Annotated in this window: 17 protein-coding genes, 1 tRNA gene and 1 other RNA gene; 9 read left to right on the top strand and 10 right to left on the bottom strand. The window is 69.0% G+C overall.

Annotated features, from left to right (window positions below; all coding sequences use genetic code 11):
• The first annotated feature begins 26 nt into the window (after window positions 1–26).
• Window positions 27–839 carry a nitroreductase/quinone reductase family protein gene (locus tag E1218_RS09780; protein ID WP_233712127.1) on the top strand — a complete coding sequence of 271 codons (813 nt, stop codon included), beginning with the start codon at window positions 27–29 and terminating at the stop codon, window positions 837–839.
• On the opposite strand, the gene E1218_RS09785 is transcribed toward E1218_RS09780, so the two are convergent.
• Window positions 812–1,564 carry a class I SAM-dependent methyltransferase gene (locus tag E1218_RS09785; RefSeq protein WP_132318495.1) on the bottom strand — a complete coding sequence of 251 codons (753 nt, stop codon included), beginning with the start codon at window positions 1,562–1,564 and terminating at the stop codon, window positions 812–814. The genes E1218_RS09780 and E1218_RS09785 overlap by 28 nt on opposite strands.
• Window positions 1,565–1,596: 32 nt before the next feature.
• Window positions 1,597–2,850 carry a nucleotidyltransferase domain-containing protein gene (locus E1218_RS09790; RefSeq protein WP_165949208.1) on the bottom strand — a complete coding sequence of 418 codons (1,254 nt, stop codon included), beginning with the start codon at window positions 2,848–2,850 and terminating at the stop codon, window positions 1,597–1,599.
• Window positions 2,851–2,977: 127 nt separating this feature from the next.
• Here E1218_RS09790 and E1218_RS09795 point away from each other — a divergent pair, with 127 nt between their 5' ends.
• Window positions 2,978–3,850 carry a class I SAM-dependent methyltransferase gene (locus E1218_RS09795; protein ID WP_165949209.1) on the top strand — a complete coding sequence of 291 codons (873 nt, stop codon included), beginning with the start codon at window positions 2,978–2,980 and terminating at the stop codon, window positions 3,848–3,850.
• Window positions 3,851–3,928: 78 nt separating this feature from the next.
• Here the strand turns inward: E1218_RS09795 and E1218_RS09800 are convergent, their stop codons facing one another.
• Window positions 3,929–4,288, bottom strand: coding sequence for a YciI family protein (locus E1218_RS09800; RefSeq protein WP_132318501.1), 360 nt, complete (start codon window positions 4,286–4,288; stop codon window positions 3,929–3,931).
• Between the two features lie 216 nt (window positions 4,289–4,504).
• A tRNA-Ser gene (locus E1218_RS09805) sits at window positions 4,505–4,592 on the bottom strand.
• Window positions 4,593–4,673: 81 nt separating this feature from the next.
• Here E1218_RS09805 and E1218_RS09810 point away from each other — a divergent pair.
• The 3 genes from E1218_RS09810 to E1218_RS37740 all read left to right on the top strand — a co-directional run bounded on the left by E1218_RS09810 (window position 4,674) and on the right by E1218_RS37740 (window position 5,911).
• Window positions 4,674–5,105: an RNA polymerase sigma factor gene (locus tag E1218_RS09810; protein ID WP_132318503.1), complete on the top strand. Its 432-nt coding sequence runs from the start codon at window positions 4,674–4,676 to the stop codon at window positions 5,103–5,105.
• Entirely contained in the window at window positions 5,102–5,479 is a 378-nt protein-coding gene (locus tag E1218_RS09815) for a hypothetical protein (RefSeq protein ID WP_132318505.1), read from the top strand. The genes E1218_RS09810 and E1218_RS09815 overlap by 4 nt, the downstream gene beginning before the upstream one ends.
• Before the next feature lie 303 nt (window positions 5,480–5,782).
• Window positions 5,783–5,911 (top strand): hypothetical protein, encoded by a 129-nt coding sequence (locus E1218_RS37740; RefSeq protein ID WP_267900285.1) that lies wholly within the window; start codon window positions 5,783–5,785, stop codon window positions 5,909–5,911.
• Here the strand turns inward: E1218_RS37740 and E1218_RS09825 are convergent.
• Both E1218_RS09825 and E1218_RS09830 read right to left on the bottom strand, forming a co-directional pair.
• Window positions 5,888–6,703: a TIGR03620 family F420-dependent LLM class oxidoreductase gene (locus tag E1218_RS09825; RefSeq protein ID WP_132318507.1), complete on the bottom strand. Its 816-nt coding sequence runs from the start codon at window positions 6,701–6,703 to the stop codon at window positions 5,888–5,890. The two genes, E1218_RS37740 and E1218_RS09825, sit on opposite strands and share 24 nt — an antisense overlap.
• A gap of 47 nt (window positions 6,704–6,750) precedes the next feature.
• Window positions 6,751–7,092, bottom strand: a complete 342-nt coding sequence (locus tag E1218_RS09830) for a DUF3140 domain-containing protein (RefSeq protein ID WP_132318509.1) — start codon at window positions 7,090–7,092, stop codon at window positions 6,751–6,753.
• A 118-nt stretch (window positions 7,093–7,210) separates the two neighbouring features.
• On the opposite strand from E1218_RS09830, the gene ffs reads away from it, so the two are divergent.
• Window positions 7,211–7,307, top strand: an RNA gene (gene ffs, locus E1218_RS09835) — signal recognition particle sRNA small type.
• Window positions 7,308–7,359: 52 nt separating this feature from the next.
• Complete coding sequence (nadE, locus tag E1218_RS09840) at window positions 7,360–8,175, top strand: ammonia-dependent NAD(+) synthetase (RefSeq protein ID WP_132318510.1); 816 nt, start codon at window positions 7,360–7,362, stop codon at window positions 8,173–8,175.
• Window positions 8,176–8,199: 24 nt separating this feature from the next.
• Here nadE and E1218_RS09845 read toward each other — a convergent pair whose 3' ends face one another.
• Window positions 8,200–8,598, bottom strand: a complete 399-nt coding sequence (locus E1218_RS09845) for an SRPBCC family protein (protein ID WP_132318512.1) — start codon at window positions 8,596–8,598, stop codon at window positions 8,200–8,202.
• Window positions 8,599–8,600: 2 nt separating this feature from the next.
• Window positions 8,601–9,086 (bottom strand): MarR family winged helix-turn-helix transcriptional regulator, encoded by a 486-nt coding sequence (locus tag E1218_RS09850; protein ID WP_132318514.1) that lies wholly within the window; start codon window positions 9,084–9,086, stop codon window positions 8,601–8,603.
• A 164-nt stretch (window positions 9,087–9,250) separates the two neighbouring features.
• On the opposite strand from E1218_RS09850, the gene E1218_RS09855 reads away from it, so the two are divergent.
• Complete coding sequence (locus E1218_RS09855) at window positions 9,251–10,876, top strand: long-chain fatty acid--CoA ligase (RefSeq protein ID WP_165949210.1); 1,626 nt, start codon at window positions 9,251–9,253, stop codon at window positions 10,874–10,876.
• 61 nt (window positions 10,877–10,937) lie between these two features.
• Here the strand turns inward: E1218_RS09855 and E1218_RS35965 are convergent, their stop codons facing one another.
• Together E1218_RS35965 and E1218_RS09860 are read right to left on the bottom strand one after the other, a co-directional pair.
• Window positions 10,938–11,090, bottom strand: a complete 153-nt coding sequence (locus tag E1218_RS35965) for a hypothetical protein (protein ID WP_165949211.1) — start codon at window positions 11,088–11,090, stop codon at window positions 10,938–10,940.
• Between the two features lie 242 nt (window positions 11,091–11,332).
• Window positions 11,333–12,148 (bottom strand): nucleotidyltransferase domain-containing protein, encoded by an 816-nt coding sequence (locus E1218_RS09860; protein WP_233712125.1) that lies wholly within the window; start codon window positions 12,146–12,148, stop codon window positions 11,333–11,335.
• 54 nt (window positions 12,149–12,202) lie between these two features.
• Between E1218_RS09860 and E1218_RS09865 the strand changes: the two genes are divergently transcribed.
• Window positions 12,203–14,331 (top strand): DNA polymerase III subunit gamma and tau (locus E1218_RS09865; RefSeq protein ID WP_456073420.1); only part of this gene is annotated, 2,129 nt, incomplete at its 3' end.

Genomic DNA, 14,331 nt, shown 5'->3' on the forward strand with positions numbered 1-14,331 from the left:
CGAAACACTCCAGAGAGAAGCGAATCCTGAACGATCTCGTCCAGCAGTTCCGGGCGACCGCCGGCCAGGTCGACGACGGCAGGTACTTGCTGCTGACAACGACCGGCGCCCGCTCCGGCCGCCCGCACACCGCGATCCTCGGCTACTACCCGGACGGCGATCGCGTCCTCGTCGTCGGTTCGGCCGGCGGCGGCCCCAAGCACCCGGACTGGTACCACAACCTAATGGCCAACCCCGAGGTCACCGTGGAGACCGGACTGTTCACCTACCCGGCCACGGCGGTCGCCCGCGCGCGGGAACGGGCCGGCGAGCTCGCGGTCGAGTGGGTCGAGGGCGACGCCGAGGAGCTGCCCTTCGAGGATCAGCGTTTCGACGTGGTGCTGTCGACGTTCGGTTGCATGTTCGCACCTCGCCACGAGGTGGTCGCCGACGAACTGGCGCGGGTCCTGCGGCCAGGCGGGCGACTCGGGTTGTGCACCTGGACGCAGAACGGTGTCGGTGACTTCTTCCGGGCGCTCGACGGGTACTTCCCGCCGGCCCCGCCGTTCGTCGATCCACCGCTGGCCTGGGGCGACGAGGACCACGTGCGCGAGTCGTTCGAAGGCACGCGGATCGAGCTGTCGATCAAGCGCGAGGTGTTCGTCATCCGCCACCCGTCCGCCGAGGCCGCGGTCGACTGCTACGCGACCGCGTTCGGGCCGGTCGTGCTGGCCCGCGAGGCGTTGGGCGATCGGTGGCCGGAGCTTCGCCGCGACCTGTTCGAGCTGTTCGCGTCGCGTGACGCCACGCTCCCGGCGGAGTATCTGGTGATTCAGGGGCGGCGGGCCAGCAGAGCGTAGGAGTTGGGCAGCCGGCCGGACCACGCGGCCGCGTCGGTGCCGTCGGCGGGACGCCAGAACGGCTCGGCGTACTCCTCGAGGACTTCGATGCGCAGACCGGCGGCGACGACGGCCGTCACGATCTGGCCGAGGTTCCACTGCCACTCCTGCGCGCCGTTGGCCGGGAACGTGTCGTTGACGTGCGACTCGGCGAAGTAGCTGCGGTCGGGCCGGATCCGCGGCTCGTCCTCGTCCCAGCTCCACAACGGCACCGCCGGGTGCGCCTCGTACACGAACAGGTGGCCGCCCGGCCGCAGTACCCGGGCCGCGTCCGCTGCCCACGCGCCGATGTCGCGCATCCAGATCAGCGCGCCTTTACCGGTGTAGACGAGATCGGCCGCCCCGTCCTTCACCGGTACGCCGGGGACCTCTGCGACGACGTACTGACACGAGAGGTCCAGCTCTGCCGCTCTCCGGTGAGCTGCGCCCGCGGCCACCGAGCTGTAGTCGACTCCCACGACCTGACGGGCACCGGCCTTCACCAGCGCGACGTCGTCCAGTCCGTGCCCGCTCTGGAAGTGCACGACGACCGGCCGGTCGTCGAGCAACGGCTGGAGGAGCTCCGCCTCCCGCGGGAATAGCCTGGCCGCACTACGTGCCTCCTCGAGCAGTTCGTCGTACTCGTGCACGTGCTTGGTCGAGGCCTTCTCCCACGCCGCCCGGTTGCTCTGCACCACCTTGTCCATCGGCCCAGTCTTTCGTACGGCCTGGGTCCGGGTCAGCCGGTTATCCAGCCGGCCCGGTGCGCGGTGATCGACACCAGCGCGGCGAGCGCCAGCTTGAGTCCGTGCTGACTCGCGAGCGCGATCAGGCTGCCGCCGTACGTCGTCCTGAGGTCCCGTGGGCCGACCGATACGTCACCGCTGAGCTTCTGCATCGCCTTCGCGGCCCGCCCAGCTCTGAACCGCCCGCTCCACAGCCCTCTGAGTGTGTAGCTGCCCGTGTGGGTGACCATCAGGTCCGGTTCGTAGGCGATCGTGTGGCCGGCCAGTACGGCGCGCCGCGCGAGATCCCGATCCTGGGACTTCCGGAACGCCGGATCGAATCCGCCCAGCTCGCGGAAGAGCTCCGCCCGGAACCCGCAGTTCCCGCCGTTCACGTAGTCGACCTGACGGGCGTTCTGCCGGTGTCTGTGCTCGAAAGCCAGCCCACGCAGGCGATTCAGCACGCCGTCTCCCGCCTCTACAACTCGGCCGGCCACCGCCGCATCCACCCCGGACAGGCCGACGACCAATCGCCGTACCCAATCCGGTCCCGGCACCGTGTCGTCATCCAGAAACCCGACGAACTCCCCTTGCGCCGCCTCCACCGCCCGGTTGCGCGCCACACTCACCCCTTGCGGCACCCCCAACCGCACCACCTTCACCCCGTCGACCGTGGGCTCCCAATCCCCATCCACTCCGACGACCACCTCGAACCCCGGCGCCCGCACCTGCCGGGCCAGTCCGTCGAGCACCGGGCCGAGGTCCCGCCCGACCGTCGGAATCACCACCGACGCCCGGACCACGTCGCTCAGCTCGTGCAGCAGGTCGAGATCGTGCAGATCCTGCGGCCTGAGCACGTAACCCTTGTGGGTCCGGAGCTGCGTGCTCAGCCGCATGCACCGGACCTCCCGTCCGCCGATGTGCCCGATCTCCGGCGGCGGAAGGTAGTGCGGATTCCCGTCGAAGTCGAGCTGCTCCGAGCCCCCGTCGGCCAACGCCGTACTCGGATGCAGGTCCACCCGTTGCCCGTCCACAGTGTGGGTCAACTGCACTGTCACCGAGACGAACCGCTCGTCGGTGACGACGTACCCCGCCGTCCCCAGCACCCCGATCACCGCACCCAGCTGGGCCCGGGCGACCCCGAGATCGAGATCCCCGTGGGTACGCGTCTGCCTGCCCACCAACGCATCCACACCCCACCCACCGTCAACCCAGACGTCGAAGTCCTCCAGGAGCTCGAGCAGCACCAGGACACGCTCCGCCGTCATCACGCTCACCTCGCCGAGCATAGGCAGCCGCCGTCCCGACAGGTGATCGCGCCCCTGGCGGTTGTCCATTGCCACTGACAACGATGGGGAACTAGAGTCCACATCCTTGCCGGAGGGACGGATAGCCGTGGCTGATGGATCGTGCATCCTGTGTGCGCAGAGTGGACCGTTCCGCCCGCGCGGGGCGAAGGACGGCTACGGGATCGAGGAGTGCCCGGCGTGCGGGCTCGTCCAGCTCGTGCCGACGCCGACGGCCGAGACCCTGCGCGCGCTCTACGAAGGCGAGTCGTACTTCGGGGGCGACGGCGACACCGGGTACTCGCAGTACGAGAGCCAGGAGGTCGAGTATCTGGCGACCTTCCGCGAGGACGTCCGGCGGATCGCCGAGTTCGTGCCCTCCGGCCGGGTGCTCGAGGTCGGCTGCGGCTACGGATACTTCCTGCAGTGTGCGCTGGACGCCGGGTACGACGCCTACGGGATCGACCTCTCGCCCGCGGCCGTCAAGTGGGCCGCCGAGCGCCATCCGGGCCGCGTGTTCTGCGGCCTGCTCGAGGAGGTCCCGCAGATCCAGGACCAGCAGTACGACGTCATCTTCGGCTCACACCTGATCGAGCACCTCACGGAGCCCGGCGCCTTCCTCGAGACGGCATCACGGCTGCTCCGTCCGGGCGGCCTGATCGTGCTGGTCACGCCCAACATCAAGAGCCTGCTGGCCCGCGTCTCCGGCTCCCGCTGGGTCTCCTTCAAGATCCCCGAGCACGTCAGTTACTACGATCCGGCCACCATCACGGAGTTGCTGAGCCGCGGAGGCTTCGCCGTTCGCGCGACCGACCCCGCCTACCAGTACTACGCGCTCCCGTTCGTCGCCTCGCGGGTCCGGGAGCTCCTGCATCCCGTGTCACGCCTGGTCCCCGCGGTGGAGAACACCAAACTCCTGCGCGACCGGCGCATCCGGGTCACCAGTGGCTCGATGCGGGTGATCGCGGCTCTGACCCCGTAGGCAAAGCGAGCGTCGCCGGCATGCGGATCAGCCGGTGTGCCCTCGGGACTCTCGCCGGCGGCGTCGTACTGGCGTGCGTCAGCGCATGTGCTCCAGGTCGGGCCGCCGGAACGGGAAGAACTCACGGACGTCCTGCGCGCAGCGGCACGCGACCGCCACCTTCTCGGCCCACTTCAGGGCGTCGTCCCAGGTGGGCACGTCGACCACGAAGATGCCGCCGATGAGCTCCTTGCTCTCCGGGTACGGGCCGTCGGTGATCATCCCGTCGGTGCCCACGAGCGCGTGCTGCTTGCTGTAGTCCAGCCCGCCGCTGAAGACGAACACACCCGCGTCCTTGGCCTCCTGGATGACCGCGTGCCCGGCGTCGGCCACCGCTGGCAGGTCATCCACCGGAAAATCCATCGCACCGTCCTCGAACGAGATCAGGTACAGCGTCATCTCAGGCTCCTTCTCCCGGCGACCACCCTCAAGCCGCCTCTCACCCCTGCCACGAACGCCCCGCCCACGATCCGACACCCACCACCACAATTCCACCCACCACGGCGGCACAACGAATCCGGGGCGGCTCCCAGACTGGGAACCGCCCCGGCTGTGTCTCATCCTCCCGAACCTGGAAAACCGCCCTCTGACCTGCGGCTTCTTGACTCCGGGGAGTGGCGGAGGATACGAGATTCGAACTCGTGAGGGGTTGCCCCCAACACGCTTTCCAAGCGTGCGCCCTAGGCCTCTAGGCGAATCCTCCAAGCGGAGAGGATACGCGAGTGCCCCGGCGAACCTGAAATCGGGGGCGTGAACCTGATGGACAGCTCCGGCGACTGTACGGATGGAGGTGATCGTGGAGCCGAAATGGGCGGCTGTGGTGGTGCGGGCTCAACTGGGTGAGCGGGAGGCGGTTGCCGAGCTGGTGGCCGTCGTACGCGGGCTGCCGCGCCTGAAGGAACCGGAGCGGTTCGCCGCGTGGCTGTTCACCATCGCGCGCCGCAGCGTCGTCAATCAGCTCAGGGACAAGTACGCCGGCCAACCGCAGCAACCGCCGTACGGCGAACCCCGACCTGGCCGACCAGGTGGTCGACCGGGTGGACGTACGGCGCCTGGTCGACAAGGTGCCCGTGGTCGAGGGGAGGTGCTCGTGCTGTTCCACCTGGAGGACCTGAGTCTGGAGAAGTGCGCCGAGGTGCTCGGCGTACCGGTGGGGACGGTGAAGTCGCGCCTGCATCGGGCGCGCCGGCTGATCAGGGAAGGAGCGGAGTGGTGATCTCGGCCGAGGAGACGATCGCGGGACTCCAGGACGCGCTGTCGTCGCGTCGCCGGGTGGGGTCTTCGGTCGAACTGTGCGGCGCGGCAGCTGTGGTCGTGCTCACGGTCATGCTGTGGCTGACCGAGGACGACCTTCCGACGACGACACAGCTCGGCTTCGGTGCGATCGTCGCTGTCGGCCTCCTGACCATCGCACGAGCGCTCCGCGCGCTGCGCCGCCGCGGAAGCCTCTTCGCCAGGGACCGCGTCATCGCCGGCTGGATCGCCACGGCGGTCGCTGTCCTACTCGCCTCAGCCCTCGCCCTGGCCGGCCACGGGCTCCTCGGACTGCCGCTGACGCTCGCCGCGGCCGGATTCCTGCTGGTCACCTGACAAGCACGCAAGCGATTGGAGCGACGATGAAACCGATCGGACCCCTGGCCATCGCGTTGCGGCGGCTCGCCGGCAACCGGACGGCTGTCCTGCTCGCGGCCGTTCTCACTGTGCTCCTGGTGGTCGGTCTGCTCATCTAGGGTCGAAAGCCGTAATGACGTCATCGCTGATCGAGGTCCGCGACTACTCCTACTACGACGACCCCAAGGACCCGACCGCCTTCCGACCAGCAACGTGCTCCACCGCTACGGCCCGGCAACACCGATCCGCGGCGGAAGATTGCCTTCGGCAACCATAGCTTCGATGCGAACCTGCGGCTCCGCGCTCTGCTGTGGCGTCGTCACCGGCGAGGACTGGAAGCGTCCGGAGCTGCAGGCCAGGTACGGCGGCCACTGGATCCCGGCGCTGCTACGCAAGCAGCGTGCGGGCTAGTGTCCGCCACTGCTCCATCGGCTGTGGGCCGGTGACCCCGGTGATCACGTTGATCCCGACGTGGTCGGCGCCGGCATCGAGGTGCTCCCTCAGCTTGGCCTTGATGTCTGCCGGCGTACCCCACGCCGCCAGTGCGTCGACCATGTGATCTGGCAGCTCAGCCTGGTCCTTGGCACTGAATCCCTGCCGCCCGAGTGAGGCGGCGTACGACGGGAGTTGTGGGAAGAACCCGATCGTGTCCCGTGCGATCGCCCGGGCCCGGTCCGCATCGGTCTCCACCACGACCAGGTGGCTGACCGCGAGCAGCTTGTCCGGACCGAGCACCTTCCGCGCTTCGGCGGAGTGTGCGGCGGTCGTCAGGAACGGGTAGGCGCCGGCAGCCCGATCCCGGGCGAGCTCCATCATCCGCGGACCGAGCGCCGCGAGCACCCGGCGCCCGACCGGTACGTCGACCTCGTCGAGGTAGGCGTTGAGCGTGGCGATCGGCTTCGGCCCGCGCGCCCCTCCCAGCCCGACGGTGAACCGCCCGGGTGCGGCCGACTCCAGTTCGGCGTACGTCGTACTGACGTCCGTCGCGCTGTACTGGTCGACGGAGAGGATGCCGCTGACGAAGGTGATCGACCCGGTCGCGGTGACCAGGTCGACGATGGTCCGGAGGCCGGGCAGCGGGCCACCGGACAACCAGATCGCGGAGTAGCCGAGCTCCTCGGCCGCGCGGGCGGCGGCCAGTGACTCGGGGCTGCTGTCGAGGCCGGTGGTGATCCCGAACGGACCGAATTGGTGATTCGTCACCTAATGAGGATAGGTGGAGCAGGTCGGCATCCGCCCAGTGGTTTCGCTCAGGGCGTCAGCGGTTTCAGCGGATCGTGGCCGATCGACATCAGGTTGTGCCGCCAGTGCGTCTCGCCCGCGGTCGGCTCCGGTTCCTCACCGCGCTCGCTCCGGACCCGTCGTACCACCTGCTCCATCGCCGAGAGATCCTCGTCGGTCAGGTCGGACCGGCGCTTTCCGAGGATGTGAACCACCTTCTCGCCGAGCGAGTGACCGGTGTCCTCGGATGCGGACTCGGTGCGTTCACCGGCGGAGTCGGTCCGCAACCAGTCCGCCAACTCGCGCGACGTCATGTTCACCAACTCGTGAAACTCGGTCCACAACTCGTCACTGACCCGGTTCTCAGCCATCAGCTCCTCCTCGTGTCCCCACCGCGGTACCCGCCGCGTGGACCCGAAAACGGGGTGCGATCCACCGGGTGCCGCGGTACGGATTTCGGGCCCGGGGATCCGATCACGTACACTTCTGGCTGGTTCCCCGCGTGGCGGTATCTCGCCCAACTCCCCCAGGGCCGGAAGGCAGCAAGGGTAAGTGAGCTCTTCCGGGTGCGCGGGGAATCCTCATGTCCGGGCCCTGTCTAGGCTGGTGCCGCACAACCCTGATCGTGAGGGAGCCCGATGAGCGACGAACGCCGCTATCTGCAGGAACTGATCATCGCCGAGCTCGGCGTGCCCGCCTCGTTCGACGCTGACACCGAGATCGAGCGGCGGATCGAGTTCCTGGCCGACCAGCTCCGGCGCAGCCGTGCGACGGCGTACGTGCTCGGCATCAGCGGCGGCGTCGACTCCGGTACGGCGGGGCGTCTCTGCCAGCTCGCGGTCGAGCGGGTCCGGGCCGAGGGCGGTCAGGCGACGTTCGTCGCGATGCGGCTCCCGTACGGCGTCCAGGTGGACGAGGCGGACGCGCAGCGCTCGCTCGACTTCATCAAGCCCGACGAGACCCTCGTGGTCGACGTGAAGCCGGCCACGGACGCCATGGTCGAGTCGGTGCGGCACGCCGGGCTCGGCGACCGCGAGGACTTCCACGTCGGCAACATCAAGGCCCGGCAGCGGATGATCTCGCAGTACGTCGTCGCCGGGGCGCGCGGCGGACTCGTCGTCGGCACGGACCACGCGGCCGAGGCGGTGATGGGCTTCTACACCAAGTACGGCGACGGCGCGTGCGACCTGACGCCCTTGTCGGGGCTGACCAAGCGCCGTGTCCGGGCGATCGGCTCGCGGCTCGGCGCGTCGGACGAGCTCACCGGCAAGGTGCCGACCGCGGACCTGGAGACGAACACGCCGGGCCTGCCGGACGAGGTCGCTCTCGGCGTCACCTACGAGGAGATCGACGACTTCCTCGAGGGCCGCGAGGTCAGCGAGCAGGCCGCGGCCACGATCATCGCCGCCCACCGTCGTACCGCGCACAAGCGCGCGATGCCGCTGGCGGTCTGACGTCCTCCTGCCGGATGGTCCGCGTCAGGCGGTGTGGGCCAGTTGGCGGACGCGGTTGGCGAGGCGGGCCAGGCGGATGGTGGCGATGTTGCGGTAGGCCGGACGGAGCACGGTGGCGAGTGGCCCGGTCTGCTCGAACGTGTGGGTGACCTGCCCACCGGCGGTCAGCGTCCATTGACCGACTTCACGGAACCCGGGGACCTGCCAGGTGATCTCGATGCGATCCGCCTCGATCACCGTGTAGCGCAGTTCCCCGGTGAGCCCCGACCGTACCCGCAGCTGGTAGGGCGTACCGGCGGTGACCTCGCTGGGGCCGTCGATCGCAAGGAACGCCTCGTTCCACTCCGGGAGCGCGAGCGCGTCCAGGAGAACGTGCCGGATCGCCGCCCGGCTGGCGGGGATGGTGTCGGTGGCTTGTTCCATGACTATCTCTCCTGGGCGAGGGTGTGGTCGTACTCGGGATCGCGCCGGCGAGCCAGTGCGGCTCCGGCAGGGAAGGCGTCGGCGACGGCTCTCAGCGTCGCGATGGTCTCGTCGAGGGGGTAACCGGCGACCAGGTCGTTCATCGTCCGGTGCAAGCGGTTCTCGGCCGTGACGATGCGCCGGTGCAGAGCGCGGCCTTGCGGGGTCAGGCTCAGCGCGAGGTACCGACGGTCGACCTTGTCGATCCCGCGCTTCACCGATCCCTGAGCGACCAGCCGGTCGACGAGGCGGCTCGGGCTGTTCCCGGTCTCGCAGACGAGGAGACCGCCGAGCGCGTTCAGCGTCAGCGGACCGTGGTCGCGCAGCACCCTGAGCACCTCCGCCTGGGACGGCGTGATGCCCAGCGGTCGCAGCTCGGCGGCGAGCAACCGGTTGCCCTCACGCTGGATCGCCAGCACGAGGTACCGCAGTTCCTCGACCACCTTCATGGCGAACAGATTACACGACATGTGTGTCATGTCATTTATTTGGGACGGCAACATCTCGCTTGCGGAGCTACCGGTTCGGCGCGTCCCGGAGTACCTGAAGGATGCGCGAGAAAGTCCGGATGAGGTCATGGTCAAGGCGATATCGCGGCTGGCAGAGTGTGCTCATGAAAGGTCTGATGCAGAACTACCAGCTGTCCCTGGACACCATCTTCCTCCGGGCTGAGCAGTTCTACCCGGACAAGACCGTGCACACCGGCGGTCCGGCGCCGTCGACGCTGACGTACGCCGAGTGGGCCGGGCGAACCAGACGACTAGGCGGCGTGCTGCACGCGCTCGGGATCAGCACGGACGGCCGGGTGGCCACGTTCGCGTGGAACTCGGGACGTCACCTCGAGCTGTACTTCGCTGCACCCTGCACCGGCCGGGTGCTGCACACGCTGAACATCAGACTCTTTCCCGACCAGGTCGTCTACATCGCGAACCACGCCGAGGACGAGGTGATCTTCGTCGACCGGTCGTTGCTCGGGCTCTTCCTGCCGTTGCTCGACCGATTGCCACTGATCAGGCACGTCGTGGTGATGGACGACCTGCCGGCCGGGGCGCCCGGGGCGGAGGTGCCGGACGATCCGCGGTTCCACGACTACGAGGCGCTGCTCGCCGCGGCCGAGCCGGTCGAGTTCCGCGTCGCGGACGAGAACCAGGCGGCCGCCATGTGCTACACGAGCGGGACGACGGGCAATCCGAAGGGCGTCGTGTACTCACACCGGTCCACCTGGCTGCACTCGATCGGCGTACTGACCAACGCCGGGATCGGGCTGGCCGAGACGGACACGGTCATGCCGGTCGTGCCGATGTTCCACGCGAACGCCTGGGGTCTCGCGCACGCGGCTCCGATGGCCGGCGCCTCGCTGGTGTTCCCGGGCCCGGACATGTCTCCGCAGGGCATCCTCAAGCTGCTGCAGGAGCAGGAGGTGACGCTGGCCGCGGGCGTTCCGACCATCTGGCAGGGGTTGTTGCCGTTGCTGGACGACGTCGAGTTGCCCAAGCTGCGGCGCGTCCCTTGTGGCGGGTCCGCCGTACCGATGGCGTTGTCGGAGGCGTTCCGGGAGAAGCTCGGCCGGCCGATCCTGCAGGCCTGGGGCATGACGGAGACCAGCCCGGTGGCGACCGCGGCGCACGTGCCGGCGCGGTACGAGAAGCTTTCCGAGGACGAGAAGGCACGTCTCCGGGCTCGGCAAGGACAGCCGCTGCCCGGCGTCGAGGTGCGGATCGTCGAGCCCGGGTCGATCACGCCCTTGCCGTGGGACGACGAGGCGACCGGGGAGCTGCAGGTCCGCGGGCCGTGGATCGCGTCCGAGTACTACCGGCCCGACGAAGGCGTGCAGCTGAGCACGGAAGACGGCTGGATGAAGACCGGTGACGTGGCGGCGATCGACCAGTTCGGCTCGGTGCGGCTGGTGGACCGGACGAAGGACCTGGTGAAGTCCGGCGGTGAGTGGATCAGCTCGGTCGAACTGGAGAACCTGTTGATGGCTCACCCGGCGATCAAGGAGGCCGCGGTGATCGGCGTACCGCACCCGAAGTGGGACGAGCGCCCGCTGGCGTGCGTCGTGTTGCAGGAGGGCGAAACCGTCACAGGTGAAGAGATCCTGGAGTACCTGAAACCCCGGGTCGCGAAGTGGTGGCTCCCGGACGCGGTCGAATTCATTGAGGAGGTGCCCAAGACCTCGGTCGGCAAGTTCTCGAAGAAGGACCTCCGCACCCGGTTCGCCGACTACCGCCTCGGGTAAGCCGGGACAGGGACTGACCACAGTCCTCGCCGAGAAGCTCCTGACGCGGCGCAGAGCGGTGTTACCGCGCCGACGTACGCAACTCCTTCAGACCGGCAGCGAAGGTCACAGTCGGCTGGTAGTCCAGGTCAGTCCGCGCGTTGGTGATGTCGTAGATGCGTTCGCGTCCCACAATCGCGATCAGCCAGGTGTATCGCGCGGCTGACCTCCGCATCCGTGGGCTCTCGGCGCTTCGGTCGATAGGCGACCACCAGGGCGCACACAAGATCGTCGCCCATCCAGAGGTCGGAGACATCGCCGTCGACTCCACTGTGCTCATCGCAGGGCACGGACCTCCGTCTCGTGGTGGACACCCCACACGACCCGGATGCCAGGAGCAAACTCGATCTCCTGTCCGCCATCGGCCTCCAGGAATGACCTCGAAAGCCTTACGTGCCGGTCGCGGTCGACGCGTGATCAGCCGAAGTCCTCGCCGAAGTGCCGGCGCAGATGGGCCAGGGTGGCGTCGACGAGCTCGGCCGGCCACTGTTCGCCCGTCTGCGTGGCCAAGGCGGTTCCCCGGCGGATGAACTCTCGGCACATGTACCGGTTGGCCGCGATGATGTCAGCCGGTTCGGAGCCGGCGGGCGGGATCGCCTCGAGCGCGGCCCGCTGCTCGTCCGACAGGAAGGCGTTCAACCGCTTGGCTCCACCGGTACGTCGTACGCCGCGCTCGGCGAGCATCAGCGCGATGAGTTGGTCGCGGACCGCGCCGACGCCCTGGCTGCCGACGATCCGCTCGTCCCGGCCGAGCACGGTGACGAGATTCCCCAGGAAGTAGAAGAAGAGGTTGACCGGTCCTTGCGGCCAGTACGGCTCTCCGGACCGACCGCCCTTGCGCTCGATGTCGCCGTCCGGGAACAAGGTCCCGTCCCGGTCGAACAGCACGCGGACACCGTCGTACTGGAAGCGATCGAAGGATCCGCGCGCGTGACAGAACAGGTCGACGTGCAACCAGTCGGACGTGATCCCCAGCCCGCCGACCAACCCCGGCACCCGATCGGTCAGTACGGTCGGCCCGGTGAGCGACCGCAGTACGCCGGCCCAGTTCACCTCGAACCACGGCAGGCTTTCGTCGGTCACGACACAATGCACGTCGACATCGCTGAACCTGTCCGCCTCACCGGTCCCATAGCTGCCGACCAGGTAGACGCCGAGGACTCGATCGTCCTCCGGCAGTACGACGCGGGCTCGCTCGATGACCTGCTGCTGCCGCTCGTCTCCGGTCGTCACCCGCGCCAGCGTACCTATCCACCGACCAAGGACGCGCCCGGTCACGCCGAGGAGTTGTGGATAACAGGGCGTGGGGAGGATTTGTCGGCAGTCGGCGCTAGGGTTGCGGGCGTGGAAGCACCCCTTGCGTTGTACCGCCGGTATCGCCCGGAGACGTTCTCCGAGGTGATCGGGCAGGATCATGTCACGGCGCCGCTGCGGAACGCGTTGAGCAACAACCGGGTCAACCACGCCTACCTGTTCTCCGGTCCGCGCGGGTGCGGCAAGACCACCAGCGCCCGGATCCTGGCCCGCGCGATCAACTGCGAGAAGGGCCCGATCGCCGAGCCGTGCGGGGTCTGCAAGTCCTGCACCGACCTGGCCCGCGGCGGTCCCGGCAGCATCGACGTCATCGAGATCGACGCCGCCTCGCACGGCGGCGTCGACGACGCGCGCGACCTGCGCGAGCGGGCGTTCTTCGCGCCGGTCGAGAGCCGCTACAAGGTCTACATCATCGACGAGGCGCACATGGTCACGACGCAGGGCTTCAACGCCCTGCTGAAGCTGGTCGAGGAGCCGCCGCCGCACCTCAAGTTCATCTTCGCCACCACCGAGCCGGACAAGGTGATCGGGACGATCCGGTCCCGGACGCACCACTACCCGTTCCGCCTGGTCCCGCCGAAGGCCCTCGGCGACTACATGGCCTCCCTGTGCGAGTCCGAGGGCGTCGCGATCGAGCCGGCCGCGGTGCCGCTGGTCGTGCGCGCCGGTGCCGGTTCGGTCCGTGACTCGCTGAGCGTGCTCGACCAGCTGATCGGTGGCGCCGGGCCCGACGGGGTCACGTACGAGCTGGCCGTCGCGCTCCTTGGCTTCACGCCGGACTCGCTGCTCGACGCCTGTGTCGACGGGTTCGCCGCGCATGACAGCAAGGCCGTGTTCGAGACGATCGAGAAAGTGATCGAGACCGGTCAGGACCCGAAGCGGTTCGCCGAGGACCTGCTCCGGCGGCTCCGCGACCTGGTCGTGCTGTCCGCCGTACCGAACGCGATCCACTCCGGGCTGATCGAGGCCGCCGAGGACCAGGGCGAGCGTTTGCAGACCCAGGCCGCCGGCATCGGAGCCGCCGAGCTCACCAGGGCAGCCGACATCGTCGCCGCGGGTCTCCTGGAGATGCGCGGAGCCACCGCGCCGCGGCTCCAGCTGGAGCTCATCTGCGCCAAGGTGCTGCTGCCTGGTGCCGACGACTCCACCAACGGCATCCAAGCCCGCCTCGACCGGATGGAACGCCGTCTCACCATCGGAGTCCCCGCCGGTACGCCGGAAGCCGTCTCGCCGCCGGCGGCCGTCGGCGGTCCGGAGCCGGACGCAGCAACAAGCCGCGCCGCGGCCCGAGCGGCAGCAGGCGGCTCAGCCACGGGTACCGCGGCAGCAGGTGGTTCAGCCGCCGGTGCGGCGCCTGCCGGTGCCGTCGACGGCCCGTCAGTCAGCGGGCCAGCGGTCGGAGGCTCCTCAGGCACTTCACCGAGCTCCGGTGACTCCGCCGGGCCCGGTGGCCGTGCGAGCGCGGGACGAGCCGGACGCTCTGCTGGTGACGGAGTGGCGAGCGGTTCCTCATCCGGAGGCGCTCACCCCGTATCCAGTCGCTCCGGTGCCTGGGGCGACGAGTCGGCGTCGGCCACCCCCGCCCCGTCCTCGCAGCCCGCGTCGTCGCAGCCCGCTGGATCAGCGCCGGCCGAGTCTGCCGCGCCGGGGGCCGCGTCTGCCGCGCCGGGGTCCGCGTCTGCCGCGCCGGGGTCTGCGTCTGGCCGGTCCGCAACGCCCGGATCTGCGCCTGCTTCGTCCGCAGGACCTGGAACGGCGTCTGGAACCTCACCTGCTGCCGCCTCGTCCAGTGGCGGTCCTGGCTCGACCGTTACCGGCGCATCGGGTGCACCGTCGGCCGGCGCGGTCGGTTTGGCCGACATCCGCCGGCTGTGGCCCGAGGTGCTCGAGGCGGTGAAGGCCAAGCGCCGGTTCGCCTGGATCATGCTGAGTCAGAACGCCCAGGTCATCGCCGTCGACGACCAAACCCTCACCCTCGGCCTGGTCAACGCCGGCGCCCGTGAAAGCTTCGCCCGCTCCGGCAGCGATGAGATCCTCCGCCAGGCCATGATCGACACCATCGGCCTGAACCGCCGCATCGAAGCAGTAGTAGACCCCTCGAC

Origin of the sequence: Kribbella turkmenica (assembly GCF_004348725.1) — a bacterium.
GTDB lineage: Bacteria > Actinomycetota > Actinomycetes > Propionibacteriales > Kribbellaceae > Kribbella > Kribbella turkmenica.